This is a genomic window from Stenotrophomonas sp. GD03654, from assembly GCF_029845105.1.
GTDB lineage: Bacteria > Pseudomonadota > Gammaproteobacteria > Xanthomonadales > Xanthomonadaceae > Stenotrophomonas > Stenotrophomonas africana.
In genome coordinates, this window is the sequence record NZ_JAOCLC010000045.1 from 25,892 (window position 1) to 42,775 (window position 16,884).

Sequence of the window (16,884 nt, forward strand, 5' to 3'; positions counted from 1 at the left end):
CGGCAATGAGCCAGAATCTACAGAACATCAGCAACGGCGAACAACAACGTGCGCTATGGCTGAGCACCTTCGCCTTCACCGTGTGTTTCGCGGTGTGGATGATCTTCGCCATCATAGGCATCCAGATCAGCGAGCAGCTGGGTTTGAACGACACCCAGTTCGGCCTGTTGATCGCCACCCCGGTGTTGACCGGCTCGGTGATCCGCGTCTTTCTCGGCATCTGGTCCGATCAGTTTGGCGGGCGCAAGGTGATGACCCTGGTGATGCTGTGCGGCGCGGTCGCGACCTGGCTGCTGACCTATGCACAGACCTACCCGCAGTTCCTGTTGGCCGCACTGTTCGTCGGCATCGCCGGCGGCAACTTCTCAGTCGGCGTCACCTATGTGTCCAAGTGGTTCCCGCCGGAGAAGCAGGGCACCGCGCTGGGCATCTTCGGTGCCGGCAACATCGGCTCGGCGGTAACCAAGCTGCTGGCGCCGCTGGTGATGGTGGCCTCGGGCTGGATGATGGTGGCCAAGCTGTGGGCGGTCGGGTTGGCGGTCACCGCCATCCTGTTCTACCTGTTCAGCAAGGAAGATCCCTCGCTGGAAGATCGTCGTCGCAGTGGCGTCAAGCCGATGTCCTTCGCCGAGCAGATGGCACCGCTGAAGAACCTGCAGGTGTGGCGCTTCTCGCTGTATTACTTCTTCGTGTTCGGTGGCTTCGTCGCGCTGGCACTGTGGCTGCCGCATTATCTGGTTGGCGCCTACGGCATGGACGTCGGCACGGCCGGCGTGCTGGCCGCGTGTTACTCGATACCGGCCAGCCTGTTCCGGGTGGTGGGCGGCTGGCTGTCGGACAAAATCGGTGCGCGGCGGGTGATGTACTGGACGCTGGGGGTGTCGTCGATCTGTACCTTCATCCTGGCCTATCCGGATACGCGTTATATCGTGCAGGGCATACACGGCGAGATCAGCTTCCACCTGGCGATCAGCGTGACCCTGTTCACCGTGCTGGTATTCGTTCTCGGCTTCTTCATGTCGCTGGGCAAGGCCGCGGTCTACAAGCACATCCCGGTCTACTACCCGCAGCACGTGGGCTCGGTGGGTGGTGTGGTCGGCATGATCGGCGGCCTAGGCGGCTTCATCCTGCCCATCGTGTTTGGCGCCCTGAATGATGCGCTCGGCATCTGGAGCAGCTGCTTCATGCTGTTGTTCGTGCTGGTCAGCATTTCCTTGACCTGGATGCACTTCGCCATCCGCCGGATGGAGCGTCGCAACTTCCCGCAGCTCGATCGCGAGACCGACCTGCCCGAAGCCATCGATGCCGGCGCGGTGGAGAAACAGCGTCGGGCTTGATCCAGATCAGGGAAACCCGGCGGTCACTGCGCGAGGATGCAGGCATGTCAGTAGAGACCGCCGGGATGGATGACGCCACATTGCATGTCGCACTGCTGCAGCAACCCGCGCACGTGTTGTTCCCGACGCCGGCTGAGCTGAGCCCTGGCTTTGCCGAAGCCGGCTGGCGTGCGGCCATGCAGGCCAGCAACGAGCATCTGATTCCGCGTGCGTTGACCCTGGGTTTCTGCGCACCGGCCCATGACCCGGAGCCGGCCGAAAACGTGCTGGATGCGCTGCTGGTATGCCTGCGCCTGCATGCCAACATGCTGGCCAGCGACCGCGAAGTGGCAGCCATGGTGCTGCAGCCGGGTATCGTCGAGCACCTGCCGCCCGCCCTGCTGGGCCGCTTGTTGGATGCGGTGCCGGAGCAGCTGTGCACCATTGCGCGGCCGCAGGTCGAAGTGCGTCTGGATGCAGCCAGCGATGTGGTACCGGCGTCATTGCGGGAGGTCGGTTGTACCCGGATGACGGTGATCGATCACGCCGGCGTCGATGGCCCGGCGATGCTGGCTCAGGCCCAGCAGGCCGCGTTCACTGCGTGTTACTACCAGCTGCGCGTGCCGTGCTACGCCGATGTGTCCTTCCTGCAGCGGCTGCAGCGGGTGCTGGAGCTGGCACCCGAACGCATCATCCTGCCATCGCCTGCCTTGCTGCCCGAATACCCGTTGCCGGCGGACTGGCTGCAGGCGTGGCGGCTGCTGCGGGCAGCCAGCTACCGCCCGTTGGGTGGCGACCACTACCAGCGGCCGGACCTGCCCATGCCGCTGCGCAACGGTGACGGCCAGCGCCATTGCGACCTGCTCGGGGTCCCCCGCCGCGAGCGCCATGACCTGCTCGGTATTGGTGTGGGCGCCTGCAGCCAGATCGGCGATGTGATCTGTCGCATCGCACCGGAGCCGCGCAACTGGCGCGCCTGCCTGGTGGTTGGCCAGCCTGGCATATCGTCCGGGCTTATTCTTTCCGAGCATGAACGTATGACCGATGAGGTGGTGCAGAGCCTGGCCTGCGACCACGCGCTGGACATGCGCGCCTTCGAATGGCGCAACGCGCAGCCGTTCGATGCCTGTTTCGAGCACGCCTGGAGCCGCGTCGCCATGTTCATCGAACGCGGCTGGCTGCGTCGTGACGGCGACATGTTGTTGATCCAGAACGAAGGTGAGCTGCTGTGGCGTATGATCGCAGCGTGCTTCCGCCCCTTGGCCGCTGTTGCTTGAAAACGGAATGACGTCACCCCCCCCCCCACCGCGCGGTCCTCTGGGAACCGCGACGCCCAATCCAGCCGCTGCCGGCGACGGTGACGCGCTGCATTTCTGCACGACCTGTGCGTTCTCCGATGCCTGCAGCTCGCAGGGCTATGACAAGACCGCGCTGAACGAGCTGCACGTGATGGTCGACCACGTCGGGCCCTACCACGCGGGTGATTACATCTTCCGCGCGGGTGAGCCCTTTGATGCAATCGCCGCGGTGCGTGCGGGCATGGTCAAGACCTTTGTCGACGACAGCCTGGGCAATGAACAGGTGCTGGGTTTTTCGCTGCCGGGCGAAGTGATCGGTCTGAATGCCATCCACGGTTCGCGCTATCCCTGCAATGCGGTGGCGCTGGATACCGTGCATCTGTGCCGCATCTCGTTTCCGCGCATCAGCATGCTGGCCAGTCGCATGCCTGGCTTGCAGGCCAAGCTGTTCAGCCTGCTCAGCGCCGAGATCGGCAAGGCCGCCTTGCTGGCGGCCAACTACCGCACCGAGGAGCGCATGGCCGCGTTCCTGCTGGATATCTCCAACCGCTACGCGCGGCGTGGATTTTCCGCACACCGCTTCAACCTGACCATGACCCGCACCGAGATCGCCAACTACCTGCGCATGGCCCCGGAAACCGCCAGCCGGGTGCTGCGCCGCTTGAGCGACGAAGAAGTCATCGCGGTGAAGCAGCGCGAGATCATCCTGCTGCAACCGGAGCGCCTGGCGCTGATGGCGGCCACCGATGACGCAAGCGAATGATGCCCAACCGAGGATGCATGCATGAACAAGCTGTGGGCGTTGTTGTTGCTGGCTGCCGCACTGCCGGCAGGCGCTGCTGATCTGACGGTATCGGCGGCTTCCAGCCTGACCGAAAGCTTCCGCGAGATATCCAGCGCGTATGAGAAGGCCAACCCGGGCACGAAGATCGACCTGAACTTCGCGGCCTCAGGCACCTTGCTGCAGCAGATCGCGCGTGGCGCACCGGTCGATGTGCTGGCCTCGGCCGACCAGGCCACGATGGCACAGGCCAGCACAGAAGGGCTGATCGATCCGGCAACCCAGCACGTGTTCGCGCAGAACAGCCTGTGGGTGGTGGTGCCGCCGCAGGCCAGCAACAAGCCGACCACGTTGGCGGCACTGGCCAGGGCCGATGTGAAGCGCGTTGCCATCGGCAACCCCGACAGCGTGCCGGTCGGGCGCTATGCACGCGGCGCGCTGCAGCAGGCCGGTTTGTGGCCGGCGATGCAGGCCAAGATGATCAGCACCCAGAACGTGCGCCAGTCATTGGACTATGTGGCGCGCGGTGAAGTGGATGCTGGTTTCGTCTACGCCACCGACGTGCAGGCGATGAGCGAGCGCGTGCAGCGTGCATTCCAGGTGCCGGTTGCTGGTGGCATCGCGTATCCGCTGGCGATGGTCAAGACCAGCCGCAATGCCGCCGAAGCCAAGCGCTTCATCGCCTTCGTGCGCTCGGCGCAGGGCCAGGCCATCCTGCACAGGCACGGCTTCGGCAGTCCTTGATGGTGGATCTGGACTGGAGCGCGTTGTGGTTGTCGCTGAAGGTGGCCGGCTGGGCGACCGCGATCAACCTTGTGCTCGGTGTTGGATTTGGCGCCTTGCTGGCGCGGCGGCGCTTTCCTGGCCGGGAGTTGCTGGACACGATACTCACCTTGCCGATGGTGTTGCCGCCAACGGTGCTGGGCTATTACCTGCTGGTGCTGATTGGCAGCAAGGGGCCGCTGGGAGCGTGGCTGGAGAGCAGCTTCGGAATCAACCTGGTGTTCACCTGGCAGGCGGCGGTGATTGCTGCTGCGGTGGCGTCGTTTCCGCTGGTGTTCAAGCCGGCGCGTGCCGCGTTCGAGGATGTCGACGGCCAGCTGGAACAGGCCGCGCGTACCCTGGGCGTGTCCGAGCTGGCGCTGTTCTTCCGGGTGACCTTGCCGCTGGCATGGCGCGGCATTCTTGCCGGCCTGCTGCTGGCGTTCGCCCGCGCGATGGGTGAGTTCGGCGCCACCATCATGGTCGCCGGCAGTATTCCCGGCCGCACCCAGACCTTGTCCATTGCCATCTATGAGGCGGTGCAGGCCGGCAATGACGGTCGCGCCAACGCCTTGGTGCTGCTGTCCTCTCTGGTCTGCATCAGCGTGCTGCTGCTTGCCGCACGACTGGTCGGGCGGCGGCAGGAAGGAGCGCGCAATGTGGCTTGAGCTTGATGTTCAGCGCCAACTGAGTGCGGCTGGACAGCAGTTCCAGCTGCAGGCGACCTTGCGTTGCACACAGCCGAACGTTGTGTTGTTCGGCCCGTCCGGCGCTGGCAAGAGTCTGACGCTGAAAGCCATTGCCGGGTTGCTGCAGCCGGATGCAGGAGTGATCCGCATGCACGCGCAGGCACTGTTTGATGCGGCGGCAGGTATCAATCTGTCGCCGCAGCGGCGCCGTATCGGCTATGTGTTCCAGGACTACGCCTTGTTCCCGCACCTTACGGTGCGGCAGAACGTCGGCTTCGGCCTGCAGCAGGGTCTGTTGAATCCGTCGCGCGCCCGCCGCGTTGATGCAGTGGAACAATGGCTGCAGGCTTTCCGCATCGATCACCTCGGTGACCTGCTGCCGTCGCAGATCTCCGGCGGCCAACGTCAGCGCACCGCCTTGGCGCGGGCGCTGGTGACCAAGCCGCAGGCACTGCTGCTGGATGAGCCGTTCGCCGCACTCGACCACGCCCTGCGTGCGCATCTGCGCCAGGAGCTTGAAACGGTGCTGGACCAGACCGGCATCCCGCTGCTGCTGATCAGCCATGATCCGGAGGACGTGGACATGTTCGGCCAGCAGGTGGTGCATCTGGCTGATGGCCGCGTGCAGGCCTGATTCTCCGCGTAACGATTAGTCCGGCTTGCCGTCCGCACGTGGGCGCCAGTAGATCCACCCCAACCGCAGCAACCACGGTGCAAGCACCAGCAGCCAGCCGGCGGCGGCGACGGCATGCCAATGCCAAGGATCGTCCAGCAACGGTGCGAGGATGCGCAGCACCGCAACCAGTTGCAGGCCGAGCAGGGCGACCCATGCGACCACCGGCATCACCAGTGCACGCCCGGAATGGCCTTGGGTCACACGCGTGACCATGGCCACCAACAGGCTGCCGAACAGGCCGATCGCCAAGGCATGTAGTGGCGCGCGTTCCAGCCAGCCGGTATGGCCGGCAAGCGCGGCGATGTCCTGCAGCAGATACAGCAGCATCGCCAGCGGCCACCACGCCAGTCCGTAAAAAAGCACGCTCAACAGCGGCGGCTTGGGTCCGCGCGGCCACCAACGCCACAGCGAGTACAGCGACAACAGCAGCAGGCCCGCATCGGCCAGCAGCGTCGCCAGTGGCTGCTGCAGCTGTTCCCCGGCCAGATGCAGCAGGCACAGTCCCCACAGGATCGCCAACCATTGTGGTGGCCGCCATGCCTGGTAGCCCGGCACCACGTTGCCGGCGAAGAACGGAAACATGCGGTGGGCGACGCTTGCGTAGATCGGCAGCAACAGCCCGAAGGTGCCAAGCGACACGCTCAGTGCCTGCCAGCGGATATCAGCGCCTGTGGCAGCGGCGGCGAAACCGAGCAGGCCGATCCAGCCCACCAGCAAGCCGGACCAGCATGACCACGCATGCCAGGTGCGGCCTTTCTCCTGCAACAGCAGGCGGCCGAGTACGACCAGCCCGAATGCCCATCCCAGCGCCGCCAGCAACAGGGCCAACCACATCCCGGGTTGCCAACCGCTGCTGGCGGTCAGCAGCGCGATCTGCGCGCCGAACAGTCCGCTACCAACGCCTGCGTATTGCCACCGCGGCAGTGCCGGCAATCCCATCCAGCGTGGGAATACGGTCAACAGGAAGCCGAAGATGAAACTGGGCAGCACTAGGTACTGCATCCACAGCCCATGCAGCCAGGCCGGCGGCACGGCGGGCACGGGCAGGGGGCTGCCCAGCTGCAACCCGGCCAGCCAGAGCGCCCACCAAGCCATCGCCAAGCCGAGATTGCAGACACCGATGAAGAACAGCAGCCGGTGTGGCGCATTGAATAGCTGCACGCGGGTCGTGAAAGTGTCCACGCAGCGAGTATCCGCCCCTTCGTCGCCGCCGGGACTGACCAATATCAAGGCCGGCGCCATCAGCAGAAAGCCGCGGCAAGCATCGCCAGATCAATGGTTGGCCGTAGCCCGGGTAAGCGCAGCGCACCCGGGGCGGTTGGTGCGGAGTGGGAGGGACGCCCAGATCCGTCGGCGTGGCGTTCGCACAGGAGTGAGCCACAGCACACATCGCGAGATTGAACGAAAGCCCGTAGCCCGGGTAAGCGCAGCGCACCCGGGGCAGTTGGTGCGGAGTGGGAGGGACGCCCAGATCCGTCGGCGTGGCGCTCACGCAGGAGCGAGCCACAGCACACATCGCGAGATTTAACCAAAGCCGTAGCCCGGGTAAGCGCAGCGCACCCGGGGCGGTTGGCGCGGATACGGATGCCCGGACCGCTCTTCCCGGGTGCGCTGCGCTTACCCGGGCTACGTTGCTGCGGGCGAGTGTGGTGCACCCTGGACGATAGTGGCCAGATCGTGATGGCAGGCAATCCGCCTGCCGCGGTGCGATGATGGAGCACGGGCGTAGCTGGCGTACCCTGCGGCCTGTGGGGGCTGATTGGCAGCGGGTCGACGCAACACGCCAGCGGCAAGTCATCTCTTCTTGCGGGGAAGCAGAAAGATGTTCCGGAGCAGCCTCGAAACAGCACCACTGGCACGCGGGTTCACCTTGATGGCATGGCTGCTGCTTGTGCTGTGCGCCTCGCTGCTGCTTGCACCTGCGCCGCTGCTGGCTGCGACCGAAGAAAGCACCGCTCAGGCGCAGGCCCCAGCGACGGTGCGCTATTACAACCGTGACATCCTGACCTTCCGCAGTGCGTTCATGGGGCGCTCGCCCTTGCAGCGGGCGCAGGTTGCCGAATTCAACATCAAGCGCATCGTCGACGAGCCGGGAACGCCCGGCGTCACCTTCAACGATACCGCCGCCGGTGTGATCCTGCTGCTCGGCGGGGAAGTCGTCACCCTCATCACGCCTGCCGATGTGGATACCGCGCAGGGCCAGAGTCTGGCCCAGGTACGCGAGGAGGTGCGCAGCCGGCTTGGCGAGGCGGTCGCCGCCGCCGAGCGCGAGCGTGCGCCGGGACGGGTGCTTCGCGGTGTGCTGCACAGCCTTGTCGCCACCGCACTGGCCGCCGCCTTGGCCTGGGTGATGGCCTGGCTGGCACGTCAGCTGCGGGCGGCGATGCTGGCCTGGGTGGGTAAAAAAGCCGGGACGTTGCGTAGCGTGCCGGTACGGCAGATGCTGCATGGGGCCAATGCGCTGGCCGACTGGTTGTCGCGCGCCTTGCTGCTGGTGGCGGTGCTGGTGCTGGCCGAGGAATGGCTGCGCTATGTATTCCATCAGTTCGACTACACCCAGCCGTGGGCAACGACGATGACGTTGTGGCTCGCTGCCCAGGCCAAAGCCTGGTTGTGGGCGGGGGTGGCGGCCATCCCGGGGCTGGTGACGGCGCTGATCATTTTCCTGCTGGCACGCCTGGCCAGCCAGATCATCGGCATCCTGTTCCGCGGCGTGCAGCATGGGCGTTTCCAGTTGTTCGGCATCGACCGCCAGTTGGCCGAACCCAGCCGCAAACTGATCGTCGCGGGCATCTGGCTGTTTGCGCTGGTGATGGCCTATCCCTATCTGCCCGGCTCGGGCAGTGATGCGTTCAAGGGCCTGACGGTGCTGCTGGGCGTGATGATCTCGCTGGGCGGATCGAGCATCGTCGGCCAGGCGGCGGCGGGTTTCACCCTGCTGTATTCAAGGACGATGTCGGTCGGCGATCTGGTCAAAGTGGCGGAGGTGGAAGGGCAGGTGATACAGATCGGTTTGTTCACCACCCGCATCCGCACCCTTACCGGGGTGGAGGTCAGCCTGCCCAACATGCATGTGCTCAGCGGCAAGCTGCTGAACTATTCGCGTGATCCGCAGGCGGCTGGCATGTGGCTGGAAACCGGCGTGACCATCGGCTATGACACGCCGTGGCGGCAGGTGCATCGGCTGCTGCTGGACGCGGCTGGCAGGACCGGGCATGTGCAGCACGCACCGCCTGCCTACGTGTTGCAGACCGCGCTCAACGACTTCTACGTAGGGGTTCACCCCCGTTTTCACGGACACTTACAAGAAGGCCGATCGAGGCCATGAGGAGTGTTCATGTCAAAGCGTCGCAAGTTCAGTGCCGAGTTCAAGCGTGGCGCGGTGGAGCAAGCCAGTCGGCCCGGTGTCAGCTGCGCCCAGGTGGCCCGTGAGCTGGGCATCCGCGACAGTCTGCTGACCCGCTGGAAGCGGGAGGCGGAGACGTTGGGGAAAGCCGCCTTTGCGGGTACCGGGAGCCCGCGTGACGAGGAGGTTGCCCGGCTCAAGCGCGAGTTGGCCAGGATCACCAAGGAGCGGGATTTTTTGCGCGCAGCGGCGACGTTCTTTGCCAAGGGATCATCCTGAGGTATCAGGTGATCGAACGTTGCCGCGATGAGTTTCCGATTCGCCTGATGTGCCGCTGCCTGCGGGTATCGACCAGTGGCTACTACGACTGGAGCAAGCGCCTGCCCAGCCCTCGTCAATGCGATAACGAGCGCTTGCTGGGCCGTATCCATGCGCTGCATCAGGACAGCCGGGGCACGCTGGGTGCCGGCCGCATGCAGGAAGATCTGGTCGAGGAAGGGCTGACGGCCAGTCGGAACCGGGTTGCCCGGCTGATGGCGTTGGCAGGCCTTCAAGGCTGGCCGCGCCCGAAACGGCGTGGTCAGTGCGCCCAACCGGCACTGACGCCGCCGTGCGTGCGCAACCTGCTGGAGCGTGATTTCAGCGCCCTGGAGCCGGAAACCAAGTGGGTGACTGACATTACCGAGATCAAGACCCAGCAGGCCAAACTGTATCTGTGTGTCGTGCTGGATCTGTTTGATCAGCGCATTGTGGGCTGGTCAATGCATCATCGGCAGGACCGGCAGATGGTGATCAGAGCGGTACAGATGACGGTTTGGCAACGGCAGGAGCGGCATCCGCTGATCCTGCACTCCGATCGCGGCAGCCAATTTCGTAGCGGTGATTACCAGGATTACCTGGCCGCCAATGGCCTGCTCTGCTCGATGAGTGCGGTGGGGCATTGTGGTGACAACGCCGCCTGCGAAGGCTTCTTTGGCCTGCTCAAACGCGAGCGGATATATCGCACAACGTATCCAACACTCGATGCCGCCAGGTCCGATGTGTTCGAATACATCGAGCGCCGCCACAATCCCAGGATGCGACGGCGCCGGGTCAAACAGGATCAGAAGTTTTCAGCCTTTTCCAAACAGTCCGTGATTTCGGGGTAGAACCCATCTGCTCGGCGATCTCCAGGGCGTCATCGACCTCTATACCTAGGTAACGCACGGTGCTCTCTAGCTTCGTATGCCCAAGCAATAGCTGAACCGCCCTGAGGTTTCGCGTCCGGCGGTAGATCAACGAAGCTTTGGTCCTGCGCATCGTGTGCGTGCCGTAGGAACCCGACTCGAGGCCAGCATCTTCTACCCAGCGATGGACGATGCGGGCGTACTGCCTCGTCGACAGGTGGGGCGAGTCCGAAATACGGCTTCTAAATAGAAAATCCGACTGCTTGAGCTCAGCGTGGGTGATCCAAGCCTGCACGGCCTCGCGAGTCGATTGGGTGATCTCGAACTGGACGGGTCGGCCGGTCTTCTGCTGCATCACGATGGCGCGGGATGCCATTTGACCGCTATGGGAAACATCCGATACCCGCAGCTTCACCAAGTCGCAGGCGCGTAGCTTGGAATCGATCGCCAGGTTGAAGAGGGCGAGGTCACGGACCTTGTGGCCGAGCTGAAGGCGAATGCGAATAGCCCAGATGTCTTTCAGCTTGAGCGGTGCCTTCTGCCCGATCAGCTTGCCCTTGTTCCAGGGCTCGTGGTGCTGATATGTGTGAAGAATTGCCATGCCCAACTCCTGATGAAGGGTTGGTCAGGCTTCTCCTACACCCAGAAGGAAGGCGTGATGCGACCCAAAGCGGACTCAGGCACGCAGCGCATCGACCACCAACCGGAACGCAGGTGATGGCTGCCTCCGACTGGGGTAATACAGGTGGTATCCAGGGAATGGCGGGCACCACCGCGCAAGCACCCGTACGAGTTCGCCCGATTCGAGGTGCGGCGCGAACTCGTCTTCGGGCAGGTAGGCGATGCCCAAGCCACCCAGCGCGGCCGCGACGATGTGGTGGCTGGCGTTGAAGATGACTTGCCCTTCCACGCGCACGTTCTGCTGCCGACCAGCCCGCTCGAACTCCCACACGTAGAGCCCGCCATGCGTCGGGAACCGGATATTGATGCAGCGATGCGCGACCAGGTCCCGTGGCGTCTTCGGCGGAGGATGCTTTTCCCAGTATGCGGGCGATGCGACTGCCGCCATGCGTAACCTGGGCCCGATCGGCACGGCGATCATGTCCTTGTCGATCTCCTCGCCCATCCGCACGCCGGCATCGAAACGATCCGCCACGATGTCCCGTAAGCCATAGGAGACATCGAACTCGATGTGGATGTCGGGGTACTGATGCATCAGCGGCGCGAGCTTCGGCAGCAACGTGGTGCGCAGCACGTGGTCGCCGCAGGTGATGCGTACCGTCCCGGCGGGTTTCTCGCGCAGTTCGGTAATGGCATCGAGCTCGGCCTCGATTTCGTCGAAGCGATGTCCAATCGCCCGCATCAGGCGCTCGCCGGCAGGCGTTGGTGCCACGCTGCGCGTGGTGCGGGTAAGCAGGCGGATCTGCATCCGCGCCTCCAGGCCGCTGATCGCCTGGCTAACGGCCGATTGGGTGACCCCCAATTGGGCGGCAGCACGCGTGAAGCTGCCCTCGCGCGCGACGGTGACGAAGGCAAGCAAATCGTTGAGGTTGCTCCTGGCCATGGAAGCCAGTGTGCCACACACATCAATTAGCAGAGCTAATGGATGCATTCAGTAATCAGTACCTAGTCGCTGAAGCGACGCGGCGCCAGACTGGCCGGGCAATGGTGGTCTTCCGACCACCGCCAGGAGACTCAAATGAAAGCATTCGCACTGTCCGCCGCGCTGATGTTGGCCTTGTCACCCCTTGCCGCCGGCGCCCAAGACGTCCCGACCTCAGGAGGAAAGACGATGGCGCTGACCCAGGACTGGGACAAGGTGTTCCCAAAGAGCGACCGGGTCGAGCACCGGAAGGTAACGTTCAAGAACCGCTACGGCATCACGCTGGCGGCCGACCTGTACCAGCCGAAGAACGCCAGCGGCAAGCTGGCGGCGATCGCGGTGGGTGGCCCCTTCGGCGCGGTGAAGGAACAGTCGTCCGGCCTGTATGCGCAAACGATGGCCGAACGCGGTTTCGTCACCCTGGCGTTCGATCCGTCCTACACCGGCGAAAGCGGCGGTGAGCCGCGCAATGTCGCCTCTCCCGACATCAATACCGAAGATTTCAGCGCCGCCATCGATTTCCTCGGACTGCAAGCCAACGTCGACCGCGAGCGCATCGGCATCCTCGGCATCTGCGGCTGGGGCGGCATGGCGCTCAATGCCGCCGCCGTGGACAAGCGCGTCAAGGCCGTCGCGACCAGCACCATGTACGACATGACGCGCGTCATGTCCAAGGGCTACAACGACAGCGTGACCCTCGAGCAGCGCACGCAAACCCTGGAGCAGCTGAGCCGGCAGCGTTGGCAGGACGCGGAGAAAGGCGCTCCCGCGCATGGTCCGGCCATGAACGAGCTGAAAGGCGGCGAAGCGCAATTTCTGGTGGACTACCACGACTACTACAAGACGCCGCGCGGCTTCCATCCGCGGTCCGTCAATTCGAACGGCTCGTGGACCGTCACCAACCCGCTGTCGTTCATGAACATGCCGCTGCTGACTTACATCAACGAGATCGCGCCGCGCCCGATCCTATTCATCCATGGCGAAAAGGCCCACTCTCGCTACTTCAGCGATACCGCCTACGCGGCCGCGGCGCAGCCGAAGGAGCTGATGATCATCCCGGACGCGAACCACACGGACCTGTACGACCGCGTGGACGTGATTCCGTTTGACAAGCTGACGGCCTTCTTCCGGCAGAACCTGGCCGCGCAATGACCACGTTGATGGACGTTCCGGCAGTCACCGGCCAATACGAGGCCACGGCGCGCCCCGCCCACTGGGGCGGTGTGCTCGCCATGACGCTGTGCGTGTTCGCGCTGATCGCGTCGGAGTTCATGCCCGTGAGCCTGCTGACGCCGATGGCCGCCGACCTGCACGTCAGCGAAGGGCTGGCGGGCTATGGCATCGCCATCTCCGGCGCGTTCGCAGTGATCACCAGCCTGTCGATTTCCACGCTGGCCGGCAGCATGAACCGCAAAACCCTGCTGCTGGCGCTGACCGGACTGATGGCCGTGTCCGGTGCGGTGGTCGCGCTGGCGCCGAACTATGTCGTCTACCTGGCGGGACGCGCACTGATCGGCGTGGTGATCGGCGGTTTCTGGTCGATGTCGGCCGCCACCGCGATACGTCTGGTGCCGACCGCGCAGGTGCCGCGCGCGTTGGCAGTCTTCAATGGCGGCAACGCGTTGGCGACCGTGATCGCGGCGCCGCTGGGCAGTCACTTGGGTTCGGTGGTCGGCTGGCGCGGCGCCTTCTTCTGCCTGATCCCGGTGGCTGCCGTCGCCTTCATCTGGCAGTGGATCAGCTTGCCGTCCATGGCCGCCGAGCGCGCCGACGGCTCCGGCAATGTATTCCGTCTGTTCAAGCGTCGCACCGTGGTGCTTGGGATGGCCGCCTGCGGTGCGTTCTTCATGGGGCAGTTCACGCTGTTCACGTATGTGCGGCCCTTCCTGGAAACGGTGACTCGCGTGGATGTGTCCACGCTGTCCCTGATCCTGCTCGCGATCGGGATCGCCGGCTTCATCGGTACGGCGATGATTGGCACCTTCCTCAAGGGGGGCCTGTATCGCATCCTGATCGTCATTCCTGTTCTGATGGCGGCAATCGCGCTCGCGTTGATCCCCTTGGGTGCTTGGATGTGGCCAGTTGCAGTTCTCTTCGCGTTGTGGGGACTTCTGGCCACTGCGGCACCCGTCGGCTGGTGGAGCTGGATCGCGGATGCGATGCCGGAGGAGGATGCCGAAGCCGGTGGCGGCCTGATGGTCGCCGTGATCCAGTTGGCGATCGCATTGGGCTCCACCGTGGGCGGGATGTTGTTCGACGGCAGCGGCTACCGAAGCACGTTCGTGGCGAGCGCAGTGGTTCTTCTGCTCGGTGCCTTCCTGACGTTGCTGACGTCGCGCGCGTCGGCCGGACGGGCCGCTTGAGCAATGGTTAATAGGCGGCCCCTCGCGTTTAACGATGCTCGTTCCACATTGCGGCTGTTGCGGCAAGCGAGCCTGCTGGTGCTCGGCCTGTTGATACTGGGAGGCTGCAATGCCAGTGAGCGAAAGGAACCTGTCGGGAATGTTCAAGAGGTCATCGAAGTACCTGCCACACAGGAGAGAGCCCGCATGTGGATGACCATCGGCGAACATCGCTTCTCTATCACGTTGGCGGATACCGATGCCGCGCGGGCATTCGCGGCCCGGCTCCCCTTGACATTTGAGATGGCCGAGCTCAACGGCAACGAGAAACACGTCGACTTGCCGCAAGCATTGCCCACCGATGCAAGCCATCCCGGCACGATCCGGAACGGCGATCTGATGCTCTATGGCTCGAAGACCGTGGTCCTCTTCTACGAGACCTTCCGTTCATCCTATTCCTATACCCCGCTGGGACACGTGAACGATCCCCATGATCTAGGACGGGTGCTTGGCCATCGTAGTAGTCGAGTGGCCTTTTCAGAATGACCGCTTCTGGCCGAAAGCGGACATCGGTGCCATGCCAAGAGTCCAACTGGCTGGCTGCTGTGACCACTTCGTTTGGCGGCGCTGTCCAACTGCTTGGTTGTTAGTAGCATGACCTGAGCAGGAACCGATGGGTCGCTACACTAGCCGAGGCCGGGGTCGAACTGTCGGCGGGCAGCGTGCACGATAGCTATGGCAGCACGCTGGCCGAGACGACCAATGGGCTGTACAAGGCCGAGGTGATCCATCGGCATTCGTGGCGCAATCGCGATCAGGTGGAGCTGGCCCCACGCTGGACTGGGTGTACTGGTACAACCACCAATGACTGCTGGGGCCGATCGGGAACATCCCGCCAGCGGAAGCCGAAGCGGCTTACTATCGGCAGCAAGCCGGTCAGGCCAAAGCGGCCTGACTCAAACCAAATGGCCTCCAAGAAAGTCGGGGCGGTTCAATGCCTGTTTTGCATCGACGTGAGGCTTTGTTGCATCTTCGGTCCGCCCAATTGGCTGGAGCGGTTGATCAGTGCGTCCCGTACTTGCAGCTCCGTTACCTGCCGTTCGAAGGTGCAGCGCCGCCGCAGTCGGCCTGTACCAGGAACGTTGCTGGTGGGTTGGGTGCCAGCTTGGCATTGAGATCCAAGCGATCCTCTTCCCGGAAGAAGTCTTCAGCAGGACTGGGGAAGCCGCAGGCGGCAGTGCTACCGAGAACGGGTAGAGGTAGGGACGATGAGGCGTCCCGGACAGGCCAGACTGTCACAGGCAAGGTTTTCATGGGCGTCGATGGCCAAAGCCGTGAGCTGTGGCGCGATGGGAGTTGTGTTAGTAATATTACTACTTCCCATCTGCCCGTCTGTCCACCCCATCCTAGTGAGATGGGGGTAGAGCCCTGTTCAACTTGTCGTGGGAGATCCAGAGATTGAGTCGAGGCCGGATGTCTTGAACACTATTCGTGTCGGTCTATGGGCTGACTGGAGCAGTCCGGAGCAGGTCTGGGGAGGATGAAATCAGCCCATGCCTGCATCATGGGGCGTCGTTGCTCCAGCAGATCGGTGCGGTGATAGGCAGCTTCGACCTTGTTTTGGACAGTGTGGGCCAGCGCGCGTTCAGCAAGATCCCGAGCATAGCCTTCCTCGCTGCACCAGTCGCGAAAGCTTGACCGGAAGCCGTGCGCGGTGGCTGTCCGCTTGTCGCTATCGCTGTGGGCCTTCAGGCGGCGCAATAGCGCAGTTAGGGTCATGTCCGAGAGGACTGTTCGGGACTGGATCGATGGGAAGACCAGATGATCGTGCTTCCCTGCCTGTACCTGCAGCAAAGTGATGGCTTGTTCAGAGAGTGGGACACGATGGGTCTGGCTGGCTTTCATGCGATCGGCAGGAATGATCCAGACTTTGTTGCGCAAATTGAACTCATCCCAAGTCATTCCCCTGACTTCGCCAGAGCGCGCAGCGGTCAAGATCAAAAACAGCAGCGCACGTTTGGTGACATCTAGCTCGTTTGTATCCGCCAGTCTGGTTTTGACAAACGCCGGGATGTCGGCCCAAGGCATGGCCGGTTGATGCTCTTGTCTGACCGTCTTGCTGGGTTGTACCGGTAGCAGATGGGTGACTACATCCACGGGGTTGGCTTGGTTGAACCCGTGTGCCCAGCCCCAGGCCATCACGGCATGCAAACGCTGCTTTACCCTGGAAGCGGTCTCTGCTTTTTCCAGCCAGATCGGGCGCAAGACATCGGCCATATGACGAGGCTGAAGTTGATCCATCGGTAGGGAGCCGATCTTGGGGAAGGCGTACTCGGTAAGCGTGTTGATCCACTGCTGGGCGTGCTTGGCATTCTTCCACCCTGGCTTGAGTTCGGCATGTACCTGTTCTGCCGCCTCTTGGAAGGTTGGCATCACGGGTGCAGCAACTGCGGGCGCCTTGGTCGCCAGGGGATCTTGCCCAAGTGCAATCTCTTCGCGCATTTCGCGAGCCAGCTTGCCGGCAAGGGCGATGCTCACATGCGGGTAGCTGCCGAGGCCTGCATTGCGGCGTTTGCCAGTGGTAGGGCTCACGTAGCGTAGGACCCACTTACCTTGCCCCTTCTTTGTGCGTGAAGGATGCAGGCTTAGGCCGGGGACTCCGCCGTGTGGCAGTGCTGTGCTCCCGGGAGTGGTGCTTCTGGCTTTGATGTCGGTAAGCAGTGCCATGGGTGTCTGGTATGCCATCTGGTATGCCATCCAGTATGCCATCTGGTATGCCATTTCGCGTTGGGTGGTGATGGGTGTTGCTGGACGGTGCTGGATGACGTCACTTGTAAGCCATTGAAAATAAATGGCAAATATATGTTATTTGCGATGCCGCTGGATTTCCTTGGACGGATCTATG

The 16,884-nt window shown here is 63.4% G+C and carries 15 protein-coding genes and 1 pseudogene; 12 read left to right on the plus strand and 4 right to left on the minus strand.

Features of this window, described 5'->3' with window-relative positions; translation table 11 throughout:
• Window positions 1-5: 5 nt before the first annotated feature.
• The 6 genes from N5J73_RS16135 to N5J73_RS16160 are packed head-to-tail and all read left to right on the plus strand — an operon-like array spanning window position 6 to window position 5,480.
• Window positions 6-1,337 carry a nitrate/nitrite transporter gene (locus N5J73_RS16135; protein WP_004146542.1) on the plus strand — a complete coding sequence of 444 codons (1,332 nt, stop codon included), beginning with the start codon at window positions 6-8 and terminating at the stop codon, window positions 1,335-1,337.
• A gap of 44 nt (window positions 1,338-1,381) precedes the next feature.
• Window positions 1,382-2,593: a coproporphyrinogen III oxidase gene (locus N5J73_RS16140; protein ID WP_049450920.1), complete on the plus strand. Its 1,212-nt coding sequence runs from the start codon at window positions 1,382-1,384 to the stop codon at window positions 2,591-2,593.
• Window positions 2,594-2,600: 7 nt separating this feature from the next.
• A complete protein-coding gene (locus N5J73_RS16145) occupies window positions 2,601-3,377 on the plus strand; it encodes a helix-turn-helix domain-containing protein (RefSeq protein ID WP_099482037.1) in 777 nt (258 codons plus the stop codon).
• A 21-nt stretch (window positions 3,378-3,398) separates the two neighbouring features.
• The gene (modA, locus tag N5J73_RS16150) at window positions 3,399-4,139 is read left to right on the plus strand and encodes a molybdate ABC transporter substrate-binding protein (protein ID WP_049450922.1); all 741 of its coding nucleotides are present in this window, start codon (window positions 3,399-3,401) and stop codon (window positions 4,137-4,139) included.
• Between the two features lie 2 nt (window positions 4,140-4,141).
• Window positions 4,142-4,825 (plus strand): molybdate ABC transporter permease subunit, encoded by a 684-nt coding sequence (gene modB, locus N5J73_RS16155; protein WP_032968995.1) that lies wholly within the window; start codon window positions 4,142-4,144, stop codon window positions 4,823-4,825.
• Window positions 4,815-5,480: an ATP-binding cassette domain-containing protein gene (locus tag N5J73_RS16160; RefSeq protein WP_004146558.1), complete on the plus strand. Its 666-nt coding sequence runs from the start codon at window positions 4,815-4,817 to the stop codon at window positions 5,478-5,480. The genes modB and N5J73_RS16160 overlap by 11 nt, the downstream gene beginning before the upstream one ends.
• A 15-nt stretch (window positions 5,481-5,495) precedes the next feature.
• Here the strand turns inward: N5J73_RS16160 and N5J73_RS16165 are convergent, their stop codons facing one another.
• The gene (locus tag N5J73_RS16165; protein WP_032968996.1) at window positions 5,496-6,704 is read right to left on the minus strand and encodes an NnrS family protein; all 1,209 of its coding nucleotides are present in this window, start codon (window positions 6,702-6,704) and stop codon (window positions 5,496-5,498) included.
• 691 nt (window positions 6,705-7,395) lie between these two features.
• On the opposite strand from N5J73_RS16165, the gene N5J73_RS16170 reads away from it, so the two are divergent.
• Together N5J73_RS16170 and N5J73_RS16175 are read left to right on the plus strand one after the other, a co-directional pair.
• Window positions 7,396-8,850: a mechanosensitive ion channel domain-containing protein gene (locus N5J73_RS16170; protein WP_158230173.1), complete on the plus strand. Its 1,455-nt coding sequence runs from the start codon at window positions 7,396-7,398 to the stop codon at window positions 8,848-8,850.
• 9 nt (window positions 8,851-8,859) lie between these two features.
• Window positions 8,860-10,016 (plus strand): IS3 family transposase gene (locus tag N5J73_RS16175; protein ID WP_087986235.1). Its coding sequence is split into 2 segments (ribosomal slippage): window positions 8,860-9,100 and window positions 9,100-10,016, totalling 1,158 coding nucleotides; the frame shifts between segments, so codons are not numbered across the junction.
• Here the strand turns inward: N5J73_RS16175 and N5J73_RS16180 are convergent.
• Complete coding sequence (locus N5J73_RS16180; RefSeq protein WP_004146585.1) at window positions 9,961-10,635, minus strand: tyrosine-type recombinase/integrase; 675 nt, start codon at window positions 10,633-10,635, stop codon at window positions 9,961-9,963. The two genes, N5J73_RS16175 and N5J73_RS16180, sit on opposite strands and share 56 nt — an antisense overlap.
• A gap of 75 nt (window positions 10,636-10,710) precedes the next feature.
• Window positions 10,711-11,598: a LysR family transcriptional regulator gene (locus tag N5J73_RS16185; protein ID WP_032969003.1), complete on the minus strand. Its 888-nt coding sequence runs from the start codon at window positions 11,596-11,598 to the stop codon at window positions 10,711-10,713.
• A 135-nt stretch (window positions 11,599-11,733) separates the two neighbouring features.
• Between N5J73_RS16185 and N5J73_RS16190 the strand changes: the two genes are divergently transcribed.
• From N5J73_RS16190 to N5J73_RS16205, 4 genes and pseudogenes are all read left to right on the plus strand, one after another.
• Complete coding sequence (locus tag N5J73_RS16190; RefSeq protein WP_004146588.1) at window positions 11,734-12,789, plus strand: alpha/beta hydrolase; 1,056 nt, start codon at window positions 11,734-11,736, stop codon at window positions 12,787-12,789.
• The gene (locus N5J73_RS16195; protein WP_004146589.1) at window positions 12,786-14,000 is read left to right on the plus strand and encodes an MFS transporter; all 1,215 of its coding nucleotides are present in this window, start codon (window positions 12,786-12,788) and stop codon (window positions 13,998-14,000) included. The genes N5J73_RS16190 and N5J73_RS16195 overlap by 4 nt, the downstream gene beginning before the upstream one ends.
• A 186-nt stretch (window positions 14,001-14,186) precedes the next feature.
• On the plus strand, window positions 14,187-14,525 hold the full coding sequence (locus N5J73_RS16200; protein ID WP_004146590.1) for a cyclophilin-like fold protein: 339 nt from the start codon (window positions 14,187-14,189) through the stop codon (window positions 14,523-14,525).
• A 140-nt stretch (window positions 14,526-14,665) separates the two neighbouring features.
• Window positions 14,666-14,934, plus strand: a pseudogene (locus tag N5J73_RS16205) (integrase core domain-containing protein); the annotation flags it as partial.
• A 530-nt stretch (window positions 14,935-15,464) separates the two neighbouring features.
• On the opposite strand, the gene N5J73_RS16210 reads toward N5J73_RS16205, so the two are convergent.
• Window positions 15,465-16,760: a site-specific integrase gene (locus N5J73_RS16210; protein WP_306463829.1), complete on the minus strand. Its 1,296-nt coding sequence runs from the start codon at window positions 16,758-16,760 to the stop codon at window positions 15,465-15,467.
• Window positions 16,761-16,884 lie beyond the last annotated feature (124 nt).

Bases quoted from the DNA above. Each gene is read 5' to 3' on its own strand.
- N5J73_RS16170 (WP_158230173.1), top strand. From the start codon at position 7,396: ATGGCATGGCTGCTGCTTGTGCTGTGCGCCTCGCTGCTGCTTGCACCT.
- N5J73_RS16160 (WP_004146558.1), top strand. From the start codon at position 4,815: ATGTGGCTTGAGCTTGATGTTCAGCGCCAACTGAGTGCGGCTGGACAG.
- N5J73_RS16185 (WP_032969003.1), bottom strand. From the start codon at position 11,598: ATGGCCAGGAGCAACCTCAACGATTTGCTTGCCTTCGTCACCGTCGCG.
- N5J73_RS16140 (WP_049450920.1), top strand. From the start codon at position 1,382: ATGTCAGTAGAGACCGCCGGGATGGATGACGCCACATTGCATGTCGCA.
- N5J73_RS16135 (WP_004146542.1), top strand. From the start codon at position 6: ATGAGCCAGAATCTACAGAACATCAGCAACGGCGAACAACAACGTGCG.
- N5J73_RS16200 (WP_004146590.1), top strand. From the start codon at position 14,187: ATGTGGATGACCATCGGCGAACATCGCTTCTCTATCACGTTGGCGGAT.
- N5J73_RS16190 (WP_004146588.1), top strand. From the start codon at position 11,734: ATGAAAGCATTCGCACTGTCCGCCGCGCTGATGTTGGCCTTGTCACCC.
- N5J73_RS16195 (WP_004146589.1), top strand. From the start codon at position 12,786: ATGACCACGTTGATGGACGTTCCGGCAGTCACCGGCCAATACGAGGCC.
- modA (WP_049450922.1), top strand. From the start codon at position 3,399: ATGAACAAGCTGTGGGCGTTGTTGTTGCTGGCTGCCGCACTGCCGGCA.
- N5J73_RS16145 (WP_099482037.1), top strand. From the start codon at position 2,601: ATGACGTCACCCCCCCCCCCACCGCGCGGTCCTCTGGGAACCGCGACG.
- N5J73_RS16210 (WP_306463829.1), bottom strand. From the start codon at position 16,760: ATGGCATACCAGATGGCATACTGGATGGCATACCAGATGGCATACCAG.
- N5J73_RS16180 (WP_004146585.1), bottom strand. From the start codon at position 10,635: ATGGCAATTCTTCACACATATCAGCACCACGAGCCCTGGAACAAGGGC.